The sequence below is a fragment of the Pseudoalteromonas sp. SG43-4 genome (genome assembly GCF_014164325.1).
GTDB classification, from domain to species: domain Bacteria; phylum Pseudomonadota; class Gammaproteobacteria; order Enterobacterales; family Alteromonadaceae; genus Pseudoalteromonas; species Pseudoalteromonas distincta.
In genome coordinates, this window is sequence record NZ_JACJFB010000009.1 from 51690 (window position 1) to 78005 (window position 26316).

Here is a 26316-nt window from a genome sequence, read left to right on the forward strand (position 1 = left end):
ATAATAAATTCCCTTGGGGCTCTTATATTTATTGGCTTTGGGGCATAATTAAAGAGTTAAATCTGACAACAAATTTGCTCAATTTAAAAAGGGACAACAATGAAATTTAAATTATTAGCAACCAGCTTAGCGGTATCGCTGGCCTTAACGGGTTGCGCCATGCAACAAAACCAAAGCACGCAAACAACAGCACAACAAGAACAAGTAAATAAAGCTGATGACCGTGTTTTTTCACAAGATTACTTAATTGAAGAGCTAGAAAACGGCTTACGTGTCATGGTTGTTAAAACCGATTACCCTGATGTAGTGTCGCTGCAAATTCCGGTATCGGTTGGATCGCGTAACGAAGTTGAAGAGGGCAAAACAGGCTTTGCTCACTTTTTTGAACACATGATGTTTAAAGGCTCACAAAAATACCCTGAAGATGTGTACTCAGACATATTAAAAAATTCAGGTGTTGATAACCGCGCATATACAACAAACGATTACACAAATTACCATTTAAACTTTTCAAAGCAGCACCTTGATAAAGTACTTGAGCTTGAAGCTGATATTTTTCAAAACTTAACCTACACCGAAGAGCAATTTAGAACAGAAGCGCAAACAGTAAAAGGTGAGTACTTAAAAAACAACGCGAGCCCAATTCGTAAATTATTAAGCGCTGTACGCGAAAAAGCGTTTGATAAGCACACGTATAAACACACCACTATGGGCTTTTTTAAAGACATAGAAGCCATGCCTGATCAAATGGCCTATGGTAAAGAATTTTTTGCTAAGTTTTATAAGCCTGAGTATGTGTCACTTGTCATCGTGGGCGATGTAGACCCACAAGCAACAATGGCAATGGTTAAAAAGCATTGGGGCAGCTGGAAAAAGGGTAACTATGTTGCTGACATTAAAGCTGAACCTGTTCAACAAGCACCAAAATATTTACACCAGCAAGATGAAGCGCTACCAGGGCATTGGTTACTCGTATCGTACAAAGGCGCTGCGTGGGAGCCTGCTAAAAAAGACAGAGCGGCGCTTGATTTAATCTCACAGCTTTATTTTTCTAGTAATTCAGATTTATATCAAGAGCTAGTGGTCGACAAACAAATTGCCAGCCAAATGTTTACCTATAACCCAGAGACTAAAGATCCGGGTTTATTACACGTATTTGTTAAAGTAGAAAACGCAGGCGATTTAGCCACTGCGCGCGATGCCATTAATCGAACTTATGCAAAAGCACGCACTGAGCTTGTTGATGAGCAAAAGCTAAGTGATTTAAAATCGAATCTTAAATACAGCTTTATTAATGGCTTAGATTCGTCGCAAGCGATTGCATCAACCCTTGCCAGCTACATGCATTTTGAGCGCGATCCTGAGGTTATAAACCAGCTGTATAAATCGGCAGATAACATCACCAGCGCAGATATTAAAGCCGTTGCTAATAAATACTTTACTGATAACGCACGTACCACATTAACAATGTCGGCACTTGATAAAGCCCCAGGTTTTGAGCAAGAAGTTAATTTAAATGCGCTTACTGCAAAGCTTGAACAAGCACCTGCGGCACCTGCATTTAAAGTACTTGATAAAACCAATAGCTCGCCGTTAATCGATGTTAACTTTTTATTCAATACCGGCGCGGCTGCCGACCCTCAAGGCAAAAAAGGTGTTGCAGCGCTCACTGCGGCAATGCTTGCACAAGGTGGCTCAGAGGCGACAAGCTATAAAGATATTCAAAAAGCACTTTATCCGCTTGCAGGTAGCTTTGGTTATCAAATAGATAAAGAAATGCTGTCGTTCCAAGGGCGTATTCATAAAGACAATGCAGCGCAGTGGTATTCACTTGTGAGCGATCAATTATTAAACCCAGGCTTTAGAGACGATGACTTTAAACGCCTTAAAAAAGAAATGATCGATGGTATTAAATCAGGCTTAAAAGCATCTAACGATGAAGAGCTAGGCAAAGAAGTGCTATACAGTGCACTTTACAACAATCACCCTTACGAAAGTTACAACTACGGTGATATTTCGGATTTAGAAGCGTTGACGCTAGATGATGTTAAAGCGTTTTATAACAGCGAGCTTACGCAATCTAAACTCACGGTTGGCTTAATTGGGGCTGTGCCTGCAAACTTTAAAGCTAAAATGATGAGCGATTTTGCAACACTACCAAAAGGTGAGCAAAGCCGTTTAAGTATTCCTGATGCGCCAGTGCTTAAAGGTCATCATGCAACTATTGTAGAAAAATCGGCACAATCGACTGCTGTATCGTTTGGTTTTCCTATTGATACAATAAGAAGTAGCGAAGACTGGACAGCCCTTTGGCTTGTGCGTTCGTACTTTGGTGAGCACCGTAGTTCTAACAGCTTTTTATATGAGCGCATTCGTGAAACTCGCGGCATGAACTATGGCGATTACGCATACATTGAATACTTTCCACGTGGTATGTTTCAAACCAAGCCAGATGCAAACCTAGGGCGCTCAGAGCAAATATTTCAAGTGTGGTTACGCCCACTTCGCTCTAATAACGATGCGCACTTTGCAACACGTACCGCCTTGTTTGAGCTAGATAAGCTAATTAAAAATGGTATGAGCGAAGGTGATTTTGAAGCTACGCGTAACTTTTTAATTAACTTTGTGCCGCAAATGGTTGCAAGTCAAAATCGCCAATTAGGTTACGCGCTTGATAGCGAATTTTACAACACTGATAACTTTGTAAGTTACGTAACTAATAAACTTAAAACGCTAACGCTTGCTGATGTTAATCGCGTTATTAAAGAAAACTTACAAACAGACAATGTTCACTATGTATTTATTACTGGTGACGGCGCTGATATGCAAAAACGTTTAGCATCGCAGCAAACATCACCAATGATTTATAACACTAATAAACCTGCTGAATTAGTGGCTGAAGATAAAGTGATTGCTGATTATAAATTAGCAATTCCTGCAAAAAATATTGAAGTGATGAAAGTCGATAAAGTATTTCAATAATTTAAGTGTTTTTTAAGCGTTAAAATAATGCCTCGGTGCTATAAGCATCGAGGCATTTTTATTATTTAATAATGAAACTTAATAAACAGTTATACCTAATAACCAGAACAAATAACTAAGGGATTAACACCTTAGTGGTTAAATCCGTTAGACTTGGGAAAAGGCTATTTTATATCAACTTAAGGCAGTGCAGTATTATGCGTCATGCAATTTGGCAACAGCTTCGCGACGAAGCTAACGATGTAGTAAAACGTGAACCATTATTAGCAAGTCATGTTTATTCATGTGTTTTAAATCATGATTGTTTAGGTTCGGCATTGAGCTTTATTGTTGCTAATAAGTTGGCTGATGCGGTGGTATCTGCATTCACTATCCGAGAGCTGTTTGACCAAGCATTTGTAAAATGTGACCGTATGCTATCTTTTGTTGCTGAGGATATTAAAGCGGTAAAAGACCGCGACCCTGCATCAGAAACCTATCTTACGGTTATATTAAATCTAAAAGGTTTTCATGCTATTCAGGCGCACCGTTTGGCTAATTGCTTGTGGCAACAAAACCGCAAAGAGCTAGCGCGCTTTATTCAAAGCCGTAACTCTGAAGTGTTTGGGGTCGATATTCACCCAGCATGTAAAGTGGGTAAAGGCATTATGTTTGACCACGCAACCGGTATTGTTATTGGTGAAACAGCGGTAATTGAAGATAACGTATCAATTTTGCAATCTGTAACGCTTGGCGGTACGGGCAATGAGCAGGGCGATCGTCATCCCAAAATTAGAGCAGGCGTATTAATTGGCGCCGGCGCTAAAGTACTTGGTAATATTGAAGTAGGTGAGGGCGCACGAATTGGTGCGGGCTCAGTTGTACTTAGCAATGTTCCACCACACACAACCGCTGTTGGCGTACCCGCTAAAATTATTGGTCGACCGGATTGTGAGTGTCCGGCGCAAAGTATGAACCAAAATTTTTTAGCAAATCCTGAGCCTGAAAACGAATCGCACACGAGTGCAATGTTATAAGTAATTAAAAATAATAAAACTTAAAAGGAGTTAACATGAACAAGAATAGTTTATTGGCTCTAGGGATTGGGTTTATTGCGGGTGTAGGTTTAACTTGGAGCTACTTTAATGCAGCTTCAAGTTATCCGGAATCTGTTAAGTCGCAGCCAAGTTATGAAAAACAGAAAAAGCTTCATACTGAACAACAAAGTAATGAGGTATTGAGTAATACAGGTTCAGCACCTGAGCAAGTCGCTAGTATAGAGCCCGCTGAAGTCTCGCCTACAACCAATTCAGAAACCCAAATGCTTGATGAACTACCTTTAGAAGAGCAAGTAACTCAGCTTAAGCAGCAACTCGCCGAACAGAAAGCGGCGCTCAAAAGTGTTTTAAAGAAAATGAGGGGCCCTTCAGATTTTGAGCAGATTTTACGTGATAAATTTGAAAATCAAACGCGCGATGAAGAATGGGCTTATCGTACTGAAATGGCATTACAAGATTTTTTATTAACAGCTGATTTATCAATTATTCCTGACGTTGTTAGTGCAAAATGTAAAAAAACAGTATGTGAATTTGAACTTGCCGCCCCCATTGATAACGACACATTTGGTAATGCTCAATGGCGAGAGCTAAACGATAAGTTGATGGAACAAGAGTTTTGGCAACAATTTAAAAGCACTACCTCCACATCGAGCGATAGCGAACTTAAAATGTTGATAAGTACAGAGCTTTAAATAATTTGTGATTCTATAGAGCCATCGACTAACTCTGTAACTAAAACATCGCCTGTTTTAATTTGCCCCACAGATTTAACTACTTTTCCTTGCTGTGTTTTAGTGATGCTATAACCGCGCGCTAAAACATTAAGCGGACTTACTGAATCTAACCTGCTTGCTTGCAGTGCTAAGCTATTATTCGCTTGTTGTAACTGATGCTGTATAGCTTGGTTTAGCCTAGCTTGTAATTGCGAGAGTTGATGGCTTGCTGAAGCGAGTTTTTTATCAGGTGATTGGCGCATCAAACGCGGCGTTAAGTTATTGAGTGTGCGTTCTTGTTGGTATAAACGATTACGCATAGCTTGTTGCAGCGCAATGCTTAGCTCATCCAAACGTTGTGATTTTTGACTAAGCTGATTACGCGGATGACACAAATTAAGGCGGTGTTGTAACTGCGTTGCTAATGCGCGTTTATCTGCAATACCGTGCTTAAACGCGTTAGATAAACGATTAACTAATTGTGTTACTTTGTTGTGTAACTCTTGCGTATTTGGGCTTACAAGCTCAGCTGCGGCTGATGGAGTGGCTGCACGAACATCAGCAACGTAATCGCTAATGGTTGTATCTATTTCATGGCCTACTGCACTTACTATCGGTAATTCACTTTCAAAAATAGCTCGTGCGAGCTGTTCGTGATTAAAACACCATAAATCTTCAAGTGATCCGCCGCCTCGTCCTAAAATAAGTACGTCAACTTCATCACGAGCATTAGCTAATTCAATTTGATTAATTAAATGTAGGTGTGCTTCTTTGCCTTGTACCATAGCAGGGTAAATGATTACCTCTAGCTGCGGCGCACGGCGTTTAAGTACCGTTAAAATATCTTTTATAGCAGCGCCGGTTGCAGAGGTAATAACACCAATACGATTAATGTTTTGCGGAAGTGGTTTTTTATACGCAGAGCTAAATAATCCTTCGGCGGCCAAACGCATTTTAAGTGCATCGAATTCTTGTTTTAGCTGACCTTCGCCGGCCGGTTCCATATGCTCAAGAATAAGCTGGTAGTCACCGCGAGGTTCATAAAGTGATACACGCGCTTTTACTGTAACTTGCGCGCCATTTGCAGGGCGATAGCTTTGGTTGCGATTATTCCCACGCCACATAGCGGCTTTAATTTGTGCTTTATCGTCTTTTAACGAAAAGTACCAATGTCCAGATGCAGGGGTAATAAAGTTAGAAATTTCGCCCGTGAGCACTAAAGATGCAAAACCTTGCTCAAGGATTGTGCGAATTTCTCTATTAAGGCGTGAAACGGTGTAAACCGCCTGCGAAGGCTTCGAAAACATAAAAAACAACCTAAAACTATTTATAAAGCAAGGGTCTATTGACCTTTGTAGATTAAAATTTGTTCAAACTAGGGGCGATTTAATCGCGGCGCGAGGTTTGTAACCTAGTGGGCTAAGTAAAAACCGAGTAACAAAGAGTTAATCGCCCCTAGGCTGAACCCTTTGGGCAGCGCTTGTTTGGAATTGATGCTACGTTATCGCCTATTTATGGGGAATAACCAAACTGCATAGGCTCTGCCTTGCCTAAATACCTAACAAACTGCTGCAAATTTAACCTTGAAAGGCTAATAGACCCTATATTATCATAAATATTTGCGAAATATTATTTACTCATGCCAACAACGCTGTTAAAATTTGGCCGCAATTCCTTATCTTAGATCCACATGTGAGAAGTTGCCAAAATGCTTAGAATCGCTAAAGAAGCTCTTACCTTTGATGACGTACTTTTAGTACCTGGTCATTCTACTGTTTTGCCACACACGGCAAATATTTCAACTCGCTTAACGCGTGGTATCAAACTTAACTTGCCGCTTATTTCAGCATCTATGGATACTGTTACAGAAGCTCGTTTAGCTATTGCCCTTGCGCAAGAAGGTGGTCTTGGTTTTATTCATAAAAACATGACTATTGAAGAACAAGCGAAAAACGTACGTAAAGTTAAAACCTACGAAGCAGGTATTGTTTCATACCCTGTAACGGTTACTGCCGATTTAACAATTGCAGATGCAATTGAGCTTTCGCACGAAAAAGGTTTTTCAGGTTTTCCGGTTACCGACAGCAATAATGTGCTTGTAGGCATTGTTACTAGTCGTGATATGCGTTTTGAAACTAAGCTTGAACAGCCTGTTTCTACCGTTATGACCAAAAAAGAAAAGCTTGTTACCGTTAAAGAGGGCGCAGCACGCGAAGAAATTTTAGGCTTAATGCACGAACACCGCATTGAAAAAATCCTTGTTGTTGATGATGAATTTAAACTCAAAGGCATGATCACAGTAAAAGATTACCAAAAAGCCCAAGACAAACCTGACGCATGTAAAGATGACCAAGGTCGTTTACGTGTAGGTGCTGCTGTAAGTGTTGGCGCAGGTACTGATGAGCGTATTGCTGCATTAGTAGAAGCGGGTATTGATGTTTTACTTATCGATACATCGCATGGTCACTCTCAAGGCGTTATTGACCGTGTTACTAAAACTCGCAAAGAGTACCCAGACTTACAAATTATTGCAGGTAACATTGCAACGGCTGAAGGTGCGATTGCACTAGCTGATGCCGGAGCGGATGCAGTTAAAGTAGGTATCGGCCCTGGTTCTATCTGTACTACACGTATTGTTACCGGTTGTGGCGTTCCACAAATTACCGCTATTTCAGATGCTGTTGAAGGCTTAAAAGGTCGCGACATTCCTGTTATTGCTGATGGTGGCATTCGTTTTTCTGGTGATATTGTCAAAGCACTTGTTGCTGGTGCATCGTGTGTAATGGTGGGTTCTCTTCTTGCTGGTACAGAAGAAGCACCAGGTGAAGTTGAGTTATACCAAGGCCGTTATTACAAATCTTACCGTGGTATGGGCTCATTGGGCGCGATGGATCAAAAAGAAGGTTCATCAGATCGTTACTTCCAAAAATCAAACGAAGCAGACAAGTTAGTACCTGAAGGTATTGAAGGTCGCGTAGCTTACAAAGGTCCTATTGCAACGATTATTCATCAGCAAGTAGGTGGCTTACGTAGTGCTATGGGCTTAACGGGTTGTGCAACAATTGAAGAGCTAAATACAAAACCACAATTTGTACGTGTTACTTCAGCAGGTATGGGTGAGTCGCATGTTCATGATGTGCAAATCACTAAAGAAGCACCAAATTACCGCTTAGGTTAAGCAGCGTAATTAATTTAATATACTGGGCTTGCTTTGCAAGCCCTCTTTTTAGTCGTTTACATTAACAAACGGCATTTAGCATCAGACTTTACGAGATACTCCATGAGCAAAGATATTCACGATTCACGAATTCTCATTTTAGACTTTGGTTCACAATACACTCAATTAATCGCCCGTCGTGTGCGTGAAATTGGTGTTTACTGTGAACTTTGGGCATGGGATGTGACTGAAGAGCAAATCCGCGAGTTCAACCCACAAGGTATTATTCTTTCTGGTGGTCCAGAATCAACAACACTTGAAAACAGCCCGCGCGCTCCTGAGTATGTATTTAATGCAGGCGTGCCTGTGCTAGGTATTTGCTACGGTATGCAAACAATGGCAGCTCAACTTGGTGGAAGTGTACACAGCTCTGATAAAAAAGAGTTTGGCTACGCACAAGTTGAAAAAGTAGGCAGCTGTGCATTATTTGATGCAATTGAAGACCATATTACTGATGGCGGCAACGGCATACTTGACGTATGGATGAGTCATGGCGATAAAGTAATGGACATTCCAGCTGATTTTACAACAACAGCTAAAACATCTACTTGTCCACATGCTGCAATGTCTAACGAAGAAAAGCGTTTTTACGGCGTACAATTTCACCCAGAAGTAACGCATACTCATCAAGGGTTACGTTTGCTTGAGCGTTTCGCTATTGATATTTGTGGCTGTGAAAAATTATGGACTCCTGCAAAAATCATCGATGATGCTATTGAGCGTATTAAAGAAACTGTAGGTGATGACGAAGTCATTTTAGGTCTATCTGGTGGTGTTGATTCATCAGTTGTGGCTATGCTTATTCACCGTGCAATTGGCGCAAAGCTAACATGTGTATTTGTTGATAATGGTTTACTTCGTTTAAACGAAGGTCAGCAAGTTATGGACATGTTTGGTAATAAATTTGGCTTAAACATTGTTAAAGTTGAAGCTGAAGAGCAGTTTTTAAATGATTTAGCTGGTAAGTCAGACCCAGAAGATAAACGTAAAGCCATTGGTCACACGTTTATTAATGTATTTGATGAGCAAGCCAAAAAGCTTAAAAATGCGAAATGGTTAGCACAAGGTACAATTTATCCTGACGTTATTGAATCTGCGGCATCTGCCACAGGTAAAGCGCATGTTATTAAATCTCACCACAATGTGGGCGGATTACCAGATGACATGAAAATGGGCCTTGTTGAGCCATTGCGTGAATTATTCAAAGATGAAGTACGTAAAATTGGTCTAGAGCTTGGTTTACCGTACGACATGCTTTACCGTCATCCTTTCCCTGGACCAGGTTTAGGTGTACGTGTACTTGGCGAAATCAAAAAAGAGTACTGTGATTTATTACGCCGCGCAGATGCGATTTTCATCGAAGAGCTACACAAAGCTGAGCTTTACCATAAAGTAAGCCAAGCGTTTACTGTATTCTTACCAGTTAAATCGGTAGGGGTTATGGGCGATGCACGTAAGTACGATTGGGTTGTATCACTTCGTTGTGTGGAAACAATCGACTTTATGACAGCACGCTGGTCACATTTACCATATGAGTTTTTAGGTGTGGTTTCAAACCGTATCATTAACGAAATTGATGGTATTTCTCGTGTTGTTTACGATATTTCAGGTAAACCACCTGCAACTATCGAATGGGAATAATTAATTTTAGTTTTAATTAACTAATTTTAAGTGATTAAAAAACGGCGAATTAGCATGCTAATTCGCCGTTTTGTTTATTTAAAAAGCAGTTGAACTAAAAGAGTGATTTTTCTCTTTACCTTTGGCGAAACTTCTCTATAATTCGTCGTCATTGCAGGGGCGTAGTTCCAATTGGTAGAACAGCGGTCTCCAAAACCGATGGTTGGGAGTTCGAATCTCTCCGCCCCTGCCATTTCTTCTTTACATCGTTTTTATTACTTCTTATATTGTTCAAATGTCTAATCTACTGAGTTGTTATGCATCCACGTTACGCAGCTATTTTTGATATAGAAAATCTTGAACTCAATCAGCATTATTGTTCTCAAGCAAATGACCAAGCAGATACTTTATCGCAAAGCACGACAGCTAGTTCTTTAACGATAAATGAGCAACTATTTGCAGACATTAAGCTCAGTGCAGGGGCTATTATTGTAAATAGCGTTGTACAGGGTAGTGAGATGCAATTAAACGACAATCAGCTTACATTGCCAACCCCACAGCTTAACGCCTCTGAGAAGCGTGCTTTATGGGCTTTAATGAGTGAACACCTTGATAAACTTTAAATCAGTAGATGAAACTGCAATACCTCAATTAATGGCCATCGAAACAGCATGTCATAGCCATCCGTGGACTTTAAATACAATGAGTTCATGTATAGGTGGGCGCTATTTTAATGTTGCCGCATTTGATGAGATGAGCATGATTGGTTTTTATATTGGTGAAAAAGCAGGGCCTGATTTTACGCTTATGGATATTTGTGTAATACCAAGCCACCAGGGTAAGGGTATTGCAAGGCAGTTGTTAGCCCAGTTTATTGAATATGGTGAACAGCAAAATGCTGAAAACCTCTTTTTAGAAGTACGCGAATCTAATACGCGGGCTATTGCGCTATACGAGAACGCTGGCTTTACAGAGATGTCAGTGCGTAAAAACTACTATCCAAGTGATAATCCGGCCAAAAATGGCTTTGAAGACGCTATTTTAATGGGCATGGCATTAGGTTTAAACTTTTCATAATTAAAGTCGGTGGTTAGCGTTTTAAGCATAGAGCACTAACGCACCGAACTTGTACTATTTTGTAAGTTTTCTTTTAGGTTACTTTGCCACTAATTGCTTGCTCAATGGCTGCTATTAATTTATTTACTAGCTCGTCTCTTGGCACTTTATTGTTACTTTTTAAATTTTCTTCAAGTGCCGCAGCGCTGTGATAAATTTCATCAAAATTAAAGCACCCAGAACTACCTTTAATACTGTGCGCTATACTTCTTAATGCTTCCCAGTCATTACAATGTTGCAGAGTTTTAACTTCTTCTAAATAAGTAGGTAAGTTGGCTAAATAGTTATCAGTAATTTGCTGAAACTTTTCGCTTTTTAATAAGCTGTCCCACTTATTTTGATTATCCTTTTCAAGATGTAGGTAGCTTACGAGTACATTTTCCAGAGCATCTTTATCAATGGGTTTAGCGAGTGCTTTGTTGCAGCCAGCTTCTAGGTAAGTGCCTATATCGTGGTTCATTACATTAGCAGTAAGGGCAATAATGGGGCCATCGTATGCTGCATGACGAAGCATTTTAGTCGCTTCTAATCCGCCCATTACAGGCATTTGCATATCCATTATAATAAGCTGATAGTCATTAACGAGTGCCATTTCTACAGCTTGGGCGCCATTACTAGCAATATCGGGTTCAAGGCCCCAAGTTTGCAGTAATAATTTAATTAATAGTTGGTTATCAGGGTTATCCTCAGCGACTAAAATATTAGCCTCAAAGTTATTGGTCGCAAACGATAAGAGAGGGTCTTTCTCTGGTATTAACTGGCTTTCTTGCGTTAAAAACTCAAGCATTGGTTGATCATCAGATAACTGACACGACACCCTAATTGTAAAGCGGCTACCAACGCCAACTTCACTTTCAAGCGTTACATCGCCACCAAGTAACAGTGCTAAATTTTTAGAAATACACAACCCAAGGCCTGTACCACCAAAACGACGTGTGGTTGTGGCATCGGCTTGCTCAAACGGTTTAAACACACGCTCTATTTGATGCTCAGACATACCAATGCCGGTATCTTTAATTACAAATTCTAGCTTTTGACTTGCTTGTAAATAATGCACGCAAATAGACACACTGCCATTTTCGGTAAATTTAACAGCGTTATTTGCAATATTTATAAGTATTTGTTTTAAGCGGGTCACATCACTATAAATGGTGCGAGGTAGCGGCAGTTGGTAATCAATATTAAGGGTTAATTGTTTTTCTTGTGCCAGTGGTTGAATAATTGATTCAATGTCATGCACAAGCTGCACTACGTTTAACGCAGACAAATCGACAGCTAGCTTTTCAGCTTCAATTTTAGATAAGTCGAGTATATTATTTATTAACTCTAGTAAGTGTTTTGAATTACGTAAAATAGTGCTTAGATGTTGTTTGTCGTTGGCTACTTTGTCGTTGTGGAGTAATTGCTCTGTAAAGCCCATAATAGCCGTAAGTGGCGTTCGTATTTCGTGACTCATATTAGCTAAAAAACGACTTTTAAGCTGATTAGCTTGCTCGGCTTGGCCAATTGCAAGCTCTAGTTGGCTGTTCATGGCTTCAAGTGCTTTAGTACGACTTTCTACTTTATCTTCAAGGTGGTGTTTATATTCTTCAAGCTGCTGCTGGTAGTGTCTAATTTGATTAACCATGTGGTTAAAGTCGTTAAACAAAACACCCACTTCGTCATTTGTATGAGCTGGTAAGTGCACCGACAAATCGCCATCACCAACACGGTGGCTTGCAGCACCTAATAATTCAATTGGGTTAAGTAATAAATTACGTACCACTATAAAAATTAATATTGGCAGGGTGATTATCGAAATAATAACAATTAAGCCTGTTATTAGGCTTATGGCTTTACCAGATTGATAAAGCACACCTTTGGGAATGGTTGAAACGTAATAATATCCACCGGGCATTTGTACGGCAAAAATCATTCGCTCTATTTTATCTATGCTTGAGAGTTCAATGGTAGAAAGCATGCCTATATCGGCAAGATCATGTACTTGGTTAAGTTCATATTCGCTTATGTATTGGCCGCGCATGTTGTAGTCGGAGCTAAATAAAATTTTCCCGTCTTTGGTCAACATTAAATTAAGTGTGTTGTTATATGGCGCTTCTAAAATACTGGAGTTGAGTATTGAAGGCTCTATATGTATTACAATAAAACCAAGCTGCTGTGGACGTTTCAAGTAGTAATCAACGCTGTCAATTCGTTGAATGAAATATAAGCTCGTGGTGCCATCGTCCTTTTGAATCATAAATTGCTGTGTACTTAAATTACTTTGCAATACTCGATTAAAAAATGGATAGCTTTTAGGCGCTGTTGTTAGGTTATTAGAGTAGTAGGCATCACTTTTCCCACTTGCTGAAACTAAATTAATGCTAATTATATCTGGATAAGCTTCGCTGTAACTGGCAAATACATCCATAAGCGCGCCAAGTTTTCGGGTGTAATTACCGTTGGCGCTAATATCGTTTGCTAAAAAGTCACTAAGTACTGGCGAATTTGAGAGTAGTTTTGCAGTAGAGTGAAAAGAGTCGATATAGTTGAATATTTTTTGCTGTTGTTGCTCAACAAAACGGCTCATTATTAAATCAGCTTGTTTTTGTGTTGAATTAGTGACATTGGTGAGCGTAAAGCCACCTAAAAATAGCAGTGGCAGAATAACAAGAGGTGTTATATACCATAATAATCTTATACTTAACTTACTGGTTTTCATGACCAAACGACTTATCCTCCATGCAATCTGCCAATAATATGCGTTACGACCTGATTACACAAGCTTATAGCGGTCTTGGTGGCTAAATTACAATCATTAGTTGCATGATCTTTAGCTCTTTTTTTTATGTTTAAGTTATTTAAATTTAACAAGTTACATGGATATAATATTAATTCGCTGTTTAAAAAACTTACATAGTTTTACATCTTTTAAAGTTACTAATTAAAGTTGATGCATTGCCAAGCGTGACATTAAAAGGACACGTTGACAGTCTAAGTCCAGCAAGTGGTGTAAGTTACTCCACTATTGATGCGCATAATGCGACAGGCAACTTTACTAAAATAGCGCAGCGCCTACCGGTAAAGATTAGTTTAGATGCTAAGCAGCCTTTACTTAGTCAACTACGTGTTGGAATGTCGGTTGTACCTACTATTGATGTTGTTAAGTAACTACTCATTTTTATTTAAACGATCTACGAGCAAATTGTAGGTCGTTTAAATATCGCTCGCTGTACACATTTATTTTAAAGCTAAGATATTTTTAAGTAGATAGCACACTTTTATACCGACTCCTGTTACAATTGCCATTATTAAAAAATCAACTATTGACGCTTTATTATCAGCTGTTTGCAACGTGAAAATCAGCGAGAATAGTAGTTAATTACGATCAACATAACGGGTTTACTCGCAGACGCTTATTAAAATGCATTCAACCCCGCATATAAACTAAAAGAATTTATCAATGGCAGACCAGACTATTATCAATGAAATCAGCAAGCGAAGGACCTTTGCTATCATCTCTCACCCGGATGCTGGTAAAACAACGATTACCGAAAAAGTATTGTTATTCGGACAAGCTATTCAAAGAGCTGGTACTGTAAAAGGTCGCGGCTCTAACCAGCATGCTAAATCTGACTGGATGGAAATGGAAAAAGAGCGTGGTATATCAGTTACTACGTCTGTAATGCAATTTCCATATAACGACGCACTTGTTAATTTACTTGATACGCCAGGACACGAAGATTTCTCTGAAGATACGTACCGTACATTAACAGCAGTAGATTCGTGCTTAATGGTTATTGATGCGGCTAAAGGTGTAGAAGACCGTACCCGTAAGCTAATGGAAGTTACACGCCTGCGTACCACACCTATTGTTACGTTTATGAACAAATGTGACCGTGATATTCGCGACCCAATGGAAGTGCTGGACGAAGTTGAAACAGAGCTAAATATTGCCTGTGCACCCATTACTTGGCCAATTGGTTGTGGTAAAGAATTCAAAGGTGTTTATCACATTCATAATGATGAAGCTGTTTTATATAAAACGGGTCAAGGTCATAAAATTCAAGATGTTCGCACAATTAAAGGCCTTGATAATCCAGAGTTAGATATAGCCATTGGTGAAGACTTAGCTGCGCAGTTACGTGATGAGCTTGAGCTTGTTATTGGTGCATCAAACGAATTTGATTTAGATCTGTTTTTAGCCGGTGAGCTTTCGCCAGTTTATTACGGTACCGCACTTGGTAACTTTGGTGTTGATCACGTCTTAGATGGTTTAACTAAGTGGGCGCCAACGCCATTACCACGTGAAACCGAAGACAGACTAATTGTTGCAACTGAAGAAAACTTTACCGGGTTTGTATTTAAAATTCAGGCCAACATGGACCCTAAACACCGTGACCGTATTGCATTTATGCGTATTGTATCGGGTAAGTACAGCCAAGGCATGAAAATGAATCACGTGCGAATTGGCAAGCAAGTGAGCATTTCTGATGCGGTAACCTTTATGGCGGGCGATCGTGAACGTGCCGCAGATGCTTTCGCTGGCGACATTATTGGCTTGCATAACCACGGTACAATTCAAATTGGTGATACGTTCACGCAAGGCGAAAAACTTAAATTTAGTGGTATTCCTAACTTCGCCCCTGAACTATTTCGTCGTATTCGCCTTCGCGATCCGCTTAAGCAAAAGCAATTATTAAAAGGCTTAGTACAGCTTTCTGAAGAAGGGGCTGTACAGGTATTTAGACCACTTATTAATAACGACTTAATAGTAGGCGCGGTAGGCGTACTTCAGTTTGATGTGGTTGTAGCACGTTTAAAAGCAGAATATAACGTTGATGCTATTTATGAAGGCGTAAACGTGAATACGGCACGCTGGGTAAGCAGTGATGACGTTAAAAAGTTTGAAGAATTTAAACGTAAATGCGAAAGCAATTTAGCACTCGATGGCGGTGATAACTTAACTTACATTGCGCCGAGCCGTGTAAACCTTAACTTATCGGTCGAGCGTTACCCAGAAGTAACGTTTAGCCATACACGCGAAAATTAGAGCTCATTTACAAGAATTAAAAGAAAACCTGCTTTGGCGGGTTTATAAAGGTAAAAAAATATGAATATTCGTACTATTTTAATTGAAAAAGCCATTGCAGCTATGGTCGGTGCAGGCTTACCTGAAGACACAAACCCGGCAGTAACGCAAAGCACGCGTCCACAATTTGGTGATTACCAAATTAATGCAGCCATGGGCGCAGCTAAAAAAATGAAAAGCAACCCGCGTGAGCTTGCACAAAAAATTATTGATAACCTTGATGTAAGAGATATTGCACAAAAGACTGAAATTGCGGGTCCTGGTTTTATTAATATCCATTTAAAGCCTGAGTTTTTAGCGCAAAGCGTTAAAGCGGCTAACAATGATGCAAAACTAGCTGTAAACGAGCACGCTAAGCCACAAAAAGTAGTTGTTGATTATTCATCACCAAACCTAGCTAAAGAAATGCACGTAGGTCATTTACGTTCAACTATTATTGGTGACTCGATTGTACGTGCGCTTGAATTTAGAGGCGATACGGTTGTGCGTCAAAATCATATGGGTGATTGGGGCACGCAATTTGGTATGTTAATCGCGCATTTAGAAGATCAAATTAGTCAAGGCGTTGACTTAGATACTGTTGCGCTTGCTGATTTAGAAACTTTTTACCGCGATGCTAAAAAACGCTTTGACGACGAGGAAGGCTTTGCAGATAAAGCACGTGACTACGTTGTTAAATTACAAGGCGGCGATGCGCATTGTGAAAAACTTTGGAAACTATTTATAGCCACCTCAGTTAAACACTCTGAAGAAGTATACAAGCGTTTAAATGTAACGCTTACCCAAGCCGATATTATGGCTGAAAGCGCATACAACGCAGAGCTTAACGATATTATTAGCCTACTTAAAGATAAAAACATTGCCGTAGAGTCGCAAGGCGCGCAAGTGGTGTTTTTAGATGAGCTAGCTAATAAAGATGGCGAGCCATCAGCGTTTATCGTACAAAAATCTGGCGGTGGTTTTTTATATGCAACAACAGACTTAGCGGCATGTGACTACCGTTCAAATAAATTAGGTGCTGATCGCATCTTAATTTTTGTAGATGCACGTCAAAATCTACACTTTAACCAAGTAGAGCTAACAGCGCGTAAAGCTGGTTTATTAAGAGACGAAACAAGTTACGAGTTTTGCCCGTTTGGCACCATGATGGGCGCCGATAATAAACCATTTAAAACACGTACTGGCGGCACAGTAAAACTTGCTGATTTATTAGAAGAATCAATTAACCGCGCAGCAGCAAAATTAGCTGAACGTGAGTCTGATTTAAGTGATAGCGATCGCAGCGAAATTGCCCGTAAAGTAGGTATTGGTGCAGTTAAATACGCCGACCTTTCTAAGCACCGTACCAGTGATTACATTTTTAACTGGGACAGCATGCTAAGTTTTGAAGGCGCAACTGCTCCTTACTTACAATATGCTTATACACGCGTACGCAGTATTTTCCGCAAATCAGGCGTTGATGCTGCTACATTAAATTCAGACGTTGCAATTGTCGAGCCTCAAGAAAAAGCACTTGCACTTAAGCTACTACAGCTCGAAGAAGTACTTGATTTAATGATCAGCGAAGCAACACCGCACGTACTATGTGGTTACTTATACGAGCTTGCAAGCTTATACATGACATTTTACGAAGCCTGCCCAGTACTTAAAGAAGGCGTAGAGCCAAGCGTGCGCGATAGCCGTTTAGTGTTGTGTAATTTGGTTTCAAGAACATTAGAAACGGGATTAGATCTGTTAGGCATTGAAGTCATGGAGCAAATGTAATCTGCTGCGTGTAGTTCGCTTTGACTGCGTTGTCGTGCTTTTTTAGCCTAAGTCACATACTAAATGTATGCTCCTTGGCATAAAAAAGCACTCCGTCTTGTCAGCACTTCTACACTTGCAGATGCAATGTTTTACATTGTAGGTTGGGTTGAGTGAAACGAAACCCAACGATACACCCGAGACTCGGTGCTATTTCTATCGTATATACCTGAGACTCGATACTTGTTATTACTCAATATCTATTGTTTTAAGCTCGCTACCCTAAGCTCTTTTCTAAGTCTTTATTTAAAGGATTTGTTATGAAACTCGAAGATATCCGCCGTGAATACCTGCAAGACGCGTTAAGCGAAGATAACTTGCAAGATGACCCATTCAAGCAGTTTGAAACATGGCTTGAGCATGCTGTAGCAAGCCAATTACCCGATCCAACAGCGATGGTTGTAGCAACTGTTGATGAAACCGGTCAGCCTTCACAGCGTATTGTGCTTTTAAAGCACCTGGATGATAACGGCTTTGTATTTTTTACCAATACAGGTTCGCGTAAAGCGCAGGAGCTTAAAGGCAATAACAAAATTTCCTTGCACTTTCCGTGGCATCACATGGAACGCCAAGTTATTGTTTATGGCGAGGCTAAACCATTACCAACTTCTGCTGTGGCAAAGTACTTTTTATCTCGTCCTAAAGAAAGTCAATTAGCAGCGTGGGCATCAGCGCAAAGTCGTCCGGTGTCATCACGTAAAGTACTCATGGAAACCTTTGCTAATATGAAAAATAAGTTTGCTAAAGGTGAAATTCCATTACCTGATTTTTGGGGCGGTTATTGTGTAGTGCCCACTAAAATTGAGTTTTGGCAAGGTGGGGCGCATCGTTTACATGATCGTTTTATGTATCAGCGCCAAGCAGATAACAGCTGGCAAATTACACGCTTAAACCCTTAATAAATAGATGAGTAAGTAACCGTGCAATTTATTGACTCTCATTGCCACCTCGATTTTAGTGAGTTTGATTCAAGTCGTGAATCGCTCATAACCGAGTGTGTCGCAAAGGGAGTTAATCAGTTTGTTGTACCGGGTATTACGCTTGCTCAATCGCATACTCTTATAGAGCTCAAAGCAACCTATCCAAGTATAAAAATAGCGGCAGGGCTACATCCTTACTTCTTAGATCAACATAAAGAATTGCATATAGAAGCGTTATTTGACTTTGCAACTACAAATAAGCATCAGTTAGTGGCCATTGGTGAGTGTGGGCTTGATAGAAGCATTGAAAACCTCTCTAAACAAACTTATTTATTTGAACAGCAAATAGGGCTTTCTAATGAGCTAAGCTTACCGCTCATTGTACATCACAGGCAAAGCCATGATTTAATTGCGCAAGCGTTTAAACGTTGTAAGCCAAAAAATGGGGGAGTGATTCATGCATTTTCAGGTTCAATCCAACAAGCGAAGTACTATATCAAACAGGGCTTTAAGCTTGGCGTAGGCGGTGTTATTACCTATGAACGTGCAGCTAAAACCCGTGCTGTTATTACCGCTATTGAGCCCGAGCACTTAGTGCTTGAAACAGATTCACCTTCAATGCCGTTAAGTGGCTACCAAGGGGAGGTTAACACGCCATTGCATCTACCTGATGTGTTTGACGCACTATGTGATTTAAAGCCACACAGCGAAAAAGAGACGCTTGCAAAGCAACTTTATGATTCTTGTTCAGATGTTTTTTGCATATAACGATTTACCTGCCAGCGCTTTAATCCGCGGCCTAACTGCCACGTAAATATACAAGCAATCACTAGCATTAATAAAACCTGCCTGCCTAAGTCATGAAAATGATTATGGCTGTCGGATATTGCAGCGCGAGTTAAATAAGTAATAGATACAAAACCTATAGGGCGGTCATCATCGCTTATAACAGGTTCCATAAAAGGTGTTTTTAACTTACTTATTCCGGGGGTAGAATCAGAAAGTTGACCATAAACATGGTGCGACTGCCAATTGTCGCTACTGGCTAATAAAATACCCTGTTGATCGTAAATAGTGGCCGAAAGCACGAACTCATCTTTACTTATATCGTTACAAATTGCATTGAGCTGGGGTTTGTTTTTTTCGATTAAAGGTGTTTTAACATTTAAAGCCATAAACTGAGTGAGGCTTTTGGCGGTGCTGTCGGCGCTATCGTAAAGTAACTGGTGACTCTGAAAACTACTATTAACACCCACCCAGCTTAGTAATACAAAACAGCCAGCCGCAAGAATTAAGCGAACGAGCCGCTTTCTTTGGGATGCGCTTATAGGGTTTTTAATATGGTTATTTTTCATAGTCACCGTTTATGCTACTGACAGCATTTTGATTTGATGTTACAACTACACTAACTATAACCTTAAACCCCACCTGATGGCGAATTTAGTGTTGAGAATAGCAGTTTTGAGATGCCAACTATCAGGAAAATAAAAATAAACACGGAGATCCCATGTCGCAAATCAACATGGCACAGCAAGCTGCTGAGCAACCATTACAACACTTAACTCTAAATAAATGGTTTAGCTATAGTGGTGGTGTATCTACACCTCTCGATTATATTCCAAACAAAGCATTAGGGTTATTTAGCATCGCATTTGCAGGTGATTTTGCAGAAAAACACATTGCCAGTATTGTTGACTTTTTAGCGACACATAACCAAAACGTCACCGCTATATGCCAATACCAACCTGATTTAGGGCTTGCACCAGCACTGTGTTTTTACGCGCAAAATGCAGATAAAACTATAAACCCGTTAGTACTACAAGAATTTTCAAACACGCTTGATTGTCAATTAGTGCAAGTTGCTACGCCGCCTAATTTATATGAGCCTGGTTTATTGGTTATGGATATGGATTCAACTGCAATAACTATTGAGTGCATAGACGAAATAGCACGCCTTGCGAACGTATACGATGAAGTTGCTTCTGTAACTGCACTTGCAATGGCGGGTAAACTTGATTTTAGTGAGAGTTTATATCAGCGTGTAGCTAAGCTTGAAGGTATTGAAAAAAGCTTAATTGAAGAACTGAAAAGTTCATTACCATTGATGCCTGGTATTAAAATACTGTGCCAAATTTTAAAGCAACATAACTGGTATTTGGCGATTGCCTCAGGTGGTTTTGTGCCTTTTGCAGAGCGTGTACAAGAGCTGATTAATTTAGATGAAGTGCACGCTAATGTGCTCGAATTTAAAGACGACAAGCTAACAGGTAAAGTGCTGGGTACGATTGTCGATGCGCAGCAAAAAGCGGTCGTATTAGAGGTGCTTCAGCAAAAGCTAGGGCTTAAAAAAGCACAAACTGTAGCTATTGGGGATGGCGCAAATGATTTAGTGATGATGGCAAAAGCTGGCCTAGGTGTGGCCGTACATGGTAAGCCTAAAGTGGTTGAGCAAGCACAAGCGGCTATTTGTGAAGGGTCATTATTGCAATTGTTGTATATGTTGGCTATTCCGTTAGAAAAACAACCAACACTTTAAAATAAATTAAGTTAAACCGCTTAACGTAAGCGGTTTAACCAAATAAGCTTACGGCGGCTCATTTGTGCTACTTGCTCTTTTTTTAGTTCTAAATGGCTTAGCGCTTCTTCAGTTATATCTACTACATCACCCACACCAGCTACGGCCCATAAGGCTTCTTCTAAATCTTTAGCTTTGTGCATTGCGTACTGACTTACGTATTTTAGCTCATTAGAAAGATAATCAGTATCGGGGCGACCTGTGCGCGATATATACAAACGCATTACGAATATAAGTTGCGATGTAATACCTTTACTAATTTGTTTATAAAAGCTTGAGTAGTCTTCACCTAAAGCGCATTGGCTAACAATAGCCTCTTCAATACTGCCTTTTCGAGGATCGAAGTTAATAGCAAGTGTAAAAGCAAGTGGTGCATCTTGGCGGCTGCGATCTTTAATATTTGGTGTTATTACATTAATAATTTGCTCTTCAGTCAGAATGCTCGAAAAGTCAGTTTTGTTACTTAATAAACCAAAGTTTTGCAAAATTACGTGAATAGGGCTGGCGTATAACCCATATCCAATTGCGCCGGTTTTAAAGTGTGCAGCTTCTTTGTGTAAATATAGCGGAAATTGGCAAACGCTTTTTGTAACCATATTTCTAAGTGCGGTAGATAAGCCTTCTACTTTAGGTGCTTCTTCAGATACTTTAAGTTTGTCTTTATTACCTTCTATTAGCTGAGTGAAAAAGGTCACGCCAGCATGGGGTAAATCAGCAATACGATTTGCTTTTAGGTTAATAGTAGTAAATGACTTACTGATGGCCATTACTTCGTACTTTAGTTCACTAAGCTTATGCTTTTTAGTTATTTTTTGAAGTTCAGGGAATGCTAAAAGTACTATATCGCCTTTTTTAAATGTGGCAGGTTGTTCGCACTCTAACTGCAAACCCATTACCGAAAAGTCACGTGTATAGCCGTTAAATACCTCATCATTAATAGTGACACTAACTGGTGTTTTATAAAGATAGCGCTTATGCGAGCGTAAATTTACGTATTCAAGTGGCACAATATCTAAGTAGGGTGGTGTTTTGTGTTTTGCGTGGCCAAAGTGCTTAAGCTGATTTACTAATGCTTTATCAAAAGTAAGTTGTTTATAATTTGCTTGTTCAGCTTTATTGCCAATATTTGTAAGTACAACAATATACTTAACATCTTTTATAAGGCCTTTTACACGAGGTGAAGGTGGCTTATTTAATTTTTCTATATTTTCACCGGCACTATTAGGTAGTGAAAGCGGTATAAAAGAATCATCTGGATGACTTGGCATTACTTGTATTTTAAAGCACTGCCAGCTCTCTTTTTGGCTACCAAAACCTAAAAATAGATCACGTAATTTAGGGTTGTTATTTAACTCTGTACGCGTCGCTGAGTAGTAATAAATTTTACCTGATGATATATGTGTAAATGTATAGAGGTAATCTTCTTTTACTGCGGTAATTTGAGTTAGTAATTGTGTAATACGCTGATGATTAAGTATATTGTACAAACACGGTATTTTTCTTTCATCGGTAAAGTAGCGCTGAATAAAAATATTATTTTCAGTGGTAAGGCTAAGGCTTGGGTAATATTGCTCATCTTTTTTACTTAAAAACACATATAAAGACGTTACGCGAGGAATGTAGTACTGCTCATACCCCTTTGATACTACAGCATCGAGCGTATTATCTAGATTTACTTTATAACGACGCTTATTACCATGAATAAAACTTTCTAAAAAGTCATTAAAGGCATCGTTGTTTTCTATATAAGTGCGCTTTAAGCGGATGTGATTAAATTCACGAGAGATATTTTCTACTGCAACAACTTCGTATTGAATACCGTTTTTTAGGCCAAGTTCAAAGTCTTGCTCAAGGCCTACTAAGCGCATTGCGATGAGTTCGCCTTTTTTTATAGAGTAGCGCGTTGCAAGCTTAACTTTACAACCGCTTAAAGATATATCTGAGGTGCTAGCAGCAATGTTCTTTTTATCTTTGTAATCAATCGTTACTTTTATTGAGTAATTCATCCGCTCTTCACGGCGGCTCTCGTAAGAGGCAAACTTAATTACTTCAGTGTTTAAGTTATTTTCTAACTCTTGTAACTCTGATTTTTCGGCTGCTTGTTTTTGTAATACGCGGTGGTTATTTTCTGTATTCATTACGGCTTCGTAAACAGCTAAGGTGTATTCACCATGTTGTTTAAGCGCTTTTTCAAACACTTCAATGGCTGTGTCATCCATAAAGTGTTGCTTGCCGTTATGCTCATATGGTTTTACTTGGCCTGTCACTAATCCGCGAAGATCAACAAAACGTGCCACTGGCTGAGATAAACGCGACATTTCCATTTTCATTAAAAATTGCTCAGGTTTAGTTAACCCTGCGGTTTTTGATTTGAAAATTAGATCAAATTTAGCGTTGCCTAAATATGTTTTTAACTCATTCACGAGGTCTTCGTGTTTGAGCATTATGTCATCAGCCATTTATAAAACCATCACCGTCTAATTGAAAAAGTAGGTATACTGTTAAGTCCATTTATTAGAAGTTCAATAAACGTTAAATCGCGCTATGTTATTAATATAGGTACAATTATTTGAGTTACTACTGTTTAGCTCTTGTTATGTATGTGTTATTTGCCATTTTATTGGCAAGTTACTTTAAACTATTACAAAGCAAAAAGTATGCCCTAAATTATAGCTAAAAAGAAACACCATGTGTATTTATTGATTGTGACGCTAGATTTTTAAGCAGGCAAGAGTTTGTTGCTAAGTAAATGCCTGAAATGGCAAAATAAGCGCTTAATAGTAAGAATTTTTTTAATTTAAAGAATAGTAGGTAAAGTTATCAATGGCTAAAGCGGCAAAAGTAGAATTTGTTTGTACCGAATGTGGCATGAACTATCAACGTTGGCAGGGTCAATGTCGCTGCGGTGCGTGGAACACATTAGCGGAATTTAAGCCTTCAGCAGGGCATAGTAAAAAAGCATCAATACGATCAAACGTTGGTGGTTATGCTGGTGGTGTTGGTGCTGGTTCTAAAAAAATCAATGATATTGCTACATCAGAGGCTGAAAAGCAGCTAACTGAAATCGGCGAGCTTGATCGCGTACTAAGCGGCGGGGTGACTACTGGCTCTGTTAATATAATTTCGGGCGATCCGGGGGCGGGTAAGACAACTTTGCTATCTGACTTAGTGGCGAGAATGTCACAGCGGATGCCGTCACTTTACTGTACGGCAGAAGAATCTTTATCGCAGTTTAAAAACAGGGTAAATCGTTTAAAGTTAAACTATAACCCGGACGAGCTTTATTTACTTTCAGAAACGAGCGTTGAAACCATCATCGAAGAGCTCGAGAAAAATAAAATTAAGTTTGCTGTTATTGACTCTATTCAAGCTGTTGTAACCGATACGGCAAATGGTAGCCCAGGTTCGCCTTCGCAAGTAAAAAGCGCCGCCCAAGCATTAACTCAGTACTGTAAGCAAAATGATGTAACCATGTTCATTATTGCTCACGTAAATAAAAATAACGAAATAGCAGGCCCTCAAACACTTGTACATATTGTTGATGCGCTTTTACATATAGATACCAACGATGGGCAAATACGAACCCTTAGGGCAAATAAAAACCGCTTTGGTGATATTGATACTGTTGGCATTTTTAAAATGTGTGAACGTGGAATGTTAAGCGTTGATAATCCAAGTGAAATATTTTTATCGGGTTCAACCACCGACTCACCTGGCTCTACTATTACCTGTATTCGTAAAGGGAATCGTAATTTATTGCTTGAGATTCAATGTTTAACTACCGAAACAGAAGCTGAATTTCCGCAGCGTGTTTGTGTTGGTTTAAATATGAATCGTATAAAAATGCTGACCGGTATATTACGTAAGCATACTAAAACTAAAATATTTCACGATACGTTTTTTAATATTGTGGGTGGTTTAAGAATTGATGAGACAGAAACCTGCATCGATTTAGCATTAGTAACCGCGTTACTTAGCAGTTTAAACGAATTTGTTGTACCTCGTACCACGTGTATTATGGGAGAACTTAGCTTAAACGGCGATGTACGCCCAATAGACAGTGGTGTACCGCGTGTTAAAGAGGCTGCACAACATGGTTTTACAGAAATATATATTCCATTTCGCAATTACCATAAATCGATGGAAGGGCTAGGCGCTAAAATTACCCCTGTAAAAACCGTACATGAGTTACTTAGTTTGATTAATTAACACTTATCGGTGATGTTCTTCAGTGTTACTCTTAAGTTGAGACACTTTATAGAAAGAATTAAATAAGGAAATGACATGAAAAAATTAGTTATAGTTGCAGCTCTTGTGGCCGCAGGCGTGGGTGGTGTTAGTTACGCAAACTACGTAGCAACTCAAGAAGTGCGTGCAGAAGTAGATAAGCAACTTGCTTTAGTAAGCGAGCAAACTGGCGCTACATTTAAATACGCTGGTTTATCGGCAAGTGTTATTTCAAAGAGTGTAGAAATAACAAACATGGAAGTAATAAGCCCTGAAGGTGACAATGTTGCTAATATTCAAAGCATTGAAATAACTGGCTACGAGCCGGATAAAATATCACCACATACATCATTTGATGTAAAAAGCTTTCAGTTTGATAAAAGCTTCGTATCAAAATTACCAGCTGATACAAACGAAATGTTAGCGTCGGCAAGTTACGACTTACATTCATCACTTGATTACGATGAAGAGTCTGGCAATAGTGATGTAGTAGTTAAGCTTGATGCAAAAGACATTGTTAGTTTTAATATGGATATGGGTTTAGCTAATTCAAAAGCGTTAATGGATGCTTCATTGGCTATTAGCAAGGCGCAGCAAGAAGCGGGTGATCAACCGCTGACGTATGAGCAAGAATTACAGCAGCAAACACTTGTTATGCAAGCAATGAGTAAATTAGAGCCGCGTAATGTTAGCTTTGCCTTAAATAACCAGGGTAAATTAAAAGATTTACTCTCAAGCGAGCTTGAAAAGCAAGGTATGACGCTTGAGCAAATGGAAATGACGCTAGAGCAACAGTTACAACAAGCTCCTGTAACTGAAGATATTGCAGAGGCTTTAACTAGCTTTGCGAAAGGTTTAAATTCATTCAGTGTGTCTGCAAAGCTACCTGAAGGTAAAACTATGATGGAAATTAACCAACAAGTTATGATGCTAGTAGGGCAACCTGAAGAGCTAGTTAAGTTTATTAACTTAGAAGTTAAAGGTGATTAGGCCTTAGTTCTGTATTAATAAAGGCGCCAATTGGCGCCTTTATTG

Annotated in this window: 19 protein-coding genes and 1 tRNA gene; 16 read left to right on the plus strand and 4 right to left on the minus strand. The window is 39.5% G+C overall.

What is annotated here, in order from left to right:
* Positions 1-99 precede the first annotated feature (99 nt).
* The 3 genes from H5160_RS10625 to H5160_RS10635 all read left to right on the plus strand — a co-directional run bounded on the left by H5160_RS10625 (position 100) and on the right by H5160_RS10635 (position 4711).
* A complete protein-coding gene (locus H5160_RS10625; protein ID WP_182737421.1) occupies positions 100-2982 on the plus strand; it encodes a pitrilysin family protein in 2883 nt (960 codons plus the stop codon).
* A 197-nt stretch (positions 2983-3179) separates the two neighbouring features.
* The gene (gene cysE, locus H5160_RS10630; RefSeq protein ID WP_002958786.1) at positions 3180-3998 is read left to right on the plus strand and encodes a serine O-acetyltransferase; all 819 of its coding nucleotides are present in this window, start codon (positions 3180-3182) and stop codon (positions 3996-3998) included.
* A gap of 35 nt (positions 3999-4033) precedes the next feature.
* Positions 4034-4711, plus strand: a complete 678-nt coding sequence (locus H5160_RS10635) for a hypothetical protein (RefSeq protein ID WP_182737423.1) — start codon at positions 4034-4036, stop codon at positions 4709-4711.
* On the opposite strand, the gene xseA is transcribed toward H5160_RS10635, so the two are convergent.
* Positions 4708-6039, minus strand: coding sequence for an exodeoxyribonuclease VII large subunit (xseA, locus tag H5160_RS10640; protein WP_182737424.1), 1332 nt, complete (start codon positions 6037-6039; stop codon positions 4708-4710). The genes H5160_RS10635 and xseA overlap by 4 nt on opposite strands.
* Positions 6040-6440: 401 nt before the next feature.
* Between xseA and guaB the strand changes: the two genes are divergently transcribed.
* The 5 genes from guaB (at position 6441) to rimI (ending at position 10646) form a co-directional block, all read left to right on the plus strand.
* Positions 6441-7910 carry an IMP dehydrogenase gene (gene guaB / locus H5160_RS10645; protein WP_002958783.1) on the plus strand — a complete coding sequence of 490 codons (1470 nt, stop codon included), beginning with the start codon at positions 6441-6443 and terminating at the stop codon, positions 7908-7910.
* A gap of 102 nt (positions 7911-8012) precedes the next feature.
* Positions 8013-9590: a glutamine-hydrolyzing GMP synthase gene (guaA, locus tag H5160_RS10650; protein ID WP_002958782.1), complete on the plus strand. Its 1578-nt coding sequence runs from the start codon at positions 8013-8015 to the stop codon at positions 9588-9590.
* Between the two features lie 155 nt (positions 9591-9745).
* Positions 9746-9822, plus strand: a tRNA-Trp gene (locus tag H5160_RS10655).
* 64 nt (positions 9823-9886) lie between these two features.
* Entirely contained in the window at positions 9887-10192 is a 306-nt protein-coding gene (locus tag H5160_RS10660; protein WP_182737425.1) for a hypothetical protein, read from the plus strand.
* A complete protein-coding gene (gene rimI / locus H5160_RS10665) occupies positions 10179-10646 on the plus strand; it encodes a ribosomal protein S18-alanine N-acetyltransferase (RefSeq protein WP_182737462.1) in 468 nt (155 codons plus the stop codon). The genes H5160_RS10660 and rimI overlap by 14 nt, the downstream gene beginning before the upstream one ends.
* 73 nt (positions 10647-10719) lie before the next feature.
* On the opposite strand, the gene H5160_RS10670 is transcribed toward rimI, so the two are convergent.
* Positions 10720-13386: an ATP-binding protein gene (locus tag H5160_RS10670; RefSeq protein ID WP_024596082.1), complete on the minus strand. Its 2667-nt coding sequence runs from the start codon at positions 13384-13386 to the stop codon at positions 10720-10722.
* A 245-nt stretch (positions 13387-13631) separates the two neighbouring features.
* Here H5160_RS10670 and H5160_RS10675 point away from each other — a divergent pair, with 245 nt between their 5' ends.
* The 5 genes from H5160_RS10675 (at position 13632) to H5160_RS10695 (ending at position 19247) form a co-directional block, all read left to right on the plus strand.
* Complete coding sequence (locus tag H5160_RS10675) at positions 13632-13835, plus strand: multidrug transporter (protein ID WP_279167488.1); 204 nt, start codon at positions 13632-13634, stop codon at positions 13833-13835.
* 292 nt (positions 13836-14127) lie between these two features.
* A complete protein-coding gene (gene prfC / locus H5160_RS10680) occupies positions 14128-15717 on the plus strand; it encodes a peptide chain release factor 3 (protein WP_002958776.1) in 1590 nt (529 codons plus the stop codon).
* A 60-nt stretch (positions 15718-15777) separates the two neighbouring features.
* The gene (gene argS / locus H5160_RS10685; RefSeq protein WP_182737427.1) at positions 15778-17520 is read left to right on the plus strand and encodes an arginine--tRNA ligase; all 1743 of its coding nucleotides are present in this window, start codon (positions 15778-15780) and stop codon (positions 17518-17520) included.
* A gap of 299 nt (positions 17521-17819) precedes the next feature.
* Positions 17820-18458: a pyridoxamine 5'-phosphate oxidase gene (gene pdxH, locus H5160_RS10690; RefSeq protein WP_002958774.1), complete on the plus strand. Its 639-nt coding sequence runs from the start codon at positions 17820-17822 to the stop codon at positions 18456-18458.
* Positions 18459-18479: 21 nt separating this feature from the next.
* Positions 18480-19247 (plus strand): TatD family hydrolase, encoded by a 768-nt coding sequence (locus tag H5160_RS10695; protein WP_182737428.1) that lies wholly within the window; start codon positions 18480-18482, stop codon positions 19245-19247.
* Here the strand turns inward: H5160_RS10695 and H5160_RS10700 are convergent.
* Positions 19214-19834 carry an AhpA/YtjB family protein gene (locus tag H5160_RS10700; protein WP_002958772.1) on the minus strand — a complete coding sequence of 207 codons (621 nt, stop codon included), beginning with the start codon at positions 19832-19834 and terminating at the stop codon, positions 19214-19216. The genes H5160_RS10695 and H5160_RS10700 overlap by 34 nt on opposite strands.
* Before the next feature lie 152 nt (positions 19835-19986).
* Here H5160_RS10700 and serB point away from each other — a divergent pair, with 152 nt between their 5' ends.
* Entirely contained in the window at positions 19987-21015 is a 1029-nt protein-coding gene (gene serB, locus H5160_RS10705) for a phosphoserine phosphatase SerB (protein ID WP_182737429.1), read from the plus strand.
* A gap of 20 nt (positions 21016-21035) precedes the next feature.
* Here the strand turns inward: serB and H5160_RS10710 are convergent, their stop codons facing one another.
* The gene (locus tag H5160_RS10710) at positions 21036-23513 is read right to left on the minus strand and encodes a PilZ domain-containing protein (protein WP_182721392.1); all 2478 of its coding nucleotides are present in this window, start codon (positions 23511-23513) and stop codon (positions 21036-21038) included.
* A 364-nt stretch (positions 23514-23877) separates the two neighbouring features.
* On the opposite strand from H5160_RS10710, the gene radA reads away from it, so the two are divergent.
* Both radA and H5160_RS10720 read left to right on the plus strand, forming a co-directional pair.
* A complete protein-coding gene (gene radA / locus H5160_RS10715; protein ID WP_182737431.1) occupies positions 23878-25263 on the plus strand; it encodes a DNA repair protein RadA in 1386 nt (461 codons plus the stop codon).
* A gap of 75 nt (positions 25264-25338) precedes the next feature.
* Complete coding sequence (locus H5160_RS10720; protein ID WP_002958768.1) at positions 25339-26271, plus strand: hypothetical protein; 933 nt, start codon at positions 25339-25341, stop codon at positions 26269-26271.
* Positions 26272-26316: the final 45 nt, after the last annotated feature.

Bases quoted from the DNA above. Each gene is read 5' to 3' on its own strand.
- pdxH (WP_002958774.1), top strand. From the start codon at position 17,820: ATGAAACTCGAAGATATCCGCCGTGAATACCTGCAAGACGCGTTAAGC.
- H5160_RS10700 (WP_002958772.1), bottom strand. From the start codon at position 19,834: ATGAAAAATAACCATATTAAAAACCCTATAAGCGCATCCCAAAGAAAG.
- H5160_RS10720 (WP_002958768.1), top strand. From the start codon at position 25,339: ATGAAAAAATTAGTTATAGTTGCAGCTCTTGTGGCCGCAGGCGTGGGT.
- H5160_RS10635 (WP_182737423.1), top strand. From the start codon at position 4,034: ATGAACAAGAATAGTTTATTGGCTCTAGGGATTGGGTTTATTGCGGGT.
- H5160_RS10625 (WP_182737421.1), top strand. From the start codon at position 100: ATGAAATTTAAATTATTAGCAACCAGCTTAGCGGTATCGCTGGCCTTA.
- guaB (WP_002958783.1), top strand. From the start codon at position 6,441: ATGCTTAGAATCGCTAAAGAAGCTCTTACCTTTGATGACGTACTTTTA.
- H5160_RS10670 (WP_024596082.1), bottom strand. From the start codon at position 13,386: ATGAAAACCAGTAAGTTAAGTATAAGATTATTATGGTATATAACACCT.
- guaA (WP_002958782.1), top strand. From the start codon at position 8,013: ATGAGCAAAGATATTCACGATTCACGAATTCTCATTTTAGACTTTGGT.
- radA (WP_182737431.1), top strand. From the start codon at position 23,878: ATGGCTAAAGCGGCAAAAGTAGAATTTGTTTGTACCGAATGTGGCATG.
- H5160_RS10660 (WP_182737425.1), top strand. From the start codon at position 9,887: ATGCATCCACGTTACGCAGCTATTTTTGATATAGAAAATCTTGAACTC.
- argS (WP_182737427.1), top strand. From the start codon at position 15,778: ATGAATATTCGTACTATTTTAATTGAAAAAGCCATTGCAGCTATGGTC.
- prfC (WP_002958776.1), top strand. From the start codon at position 14,128: ATGGCAGACCAGACTATTATCAATGAAATCAGCAAGCGAAGGACCTTT.
- H5160_RS10710 (WP_182721392.1), bottom strand. From the start codon at position 23,513: ATGGCTGATGACATAATGCTCAAACACGAAGACCTCGTGAATGAGTTA.
- cysE (WP_002958786.1), top strand. From the start codon at position 3,180: ATGCGTCATGCAATTTGGCAACAGCTTCGCGACGAAGCTAACGATGTA.
- serB (WP_182737429.1), top strand. From the start codon at position 19,987: ATGTCGCAAATCAACATGGCACAGCAAGCTGCTGAGCAACCATTACAA.
- xseA (WP_182737424.1), bottom strand. From the start codon at position 6,039: ATGTTTTCGAAGCCTTCGCAGGCGGTTTACACCGTTTCACGCCTTAAT.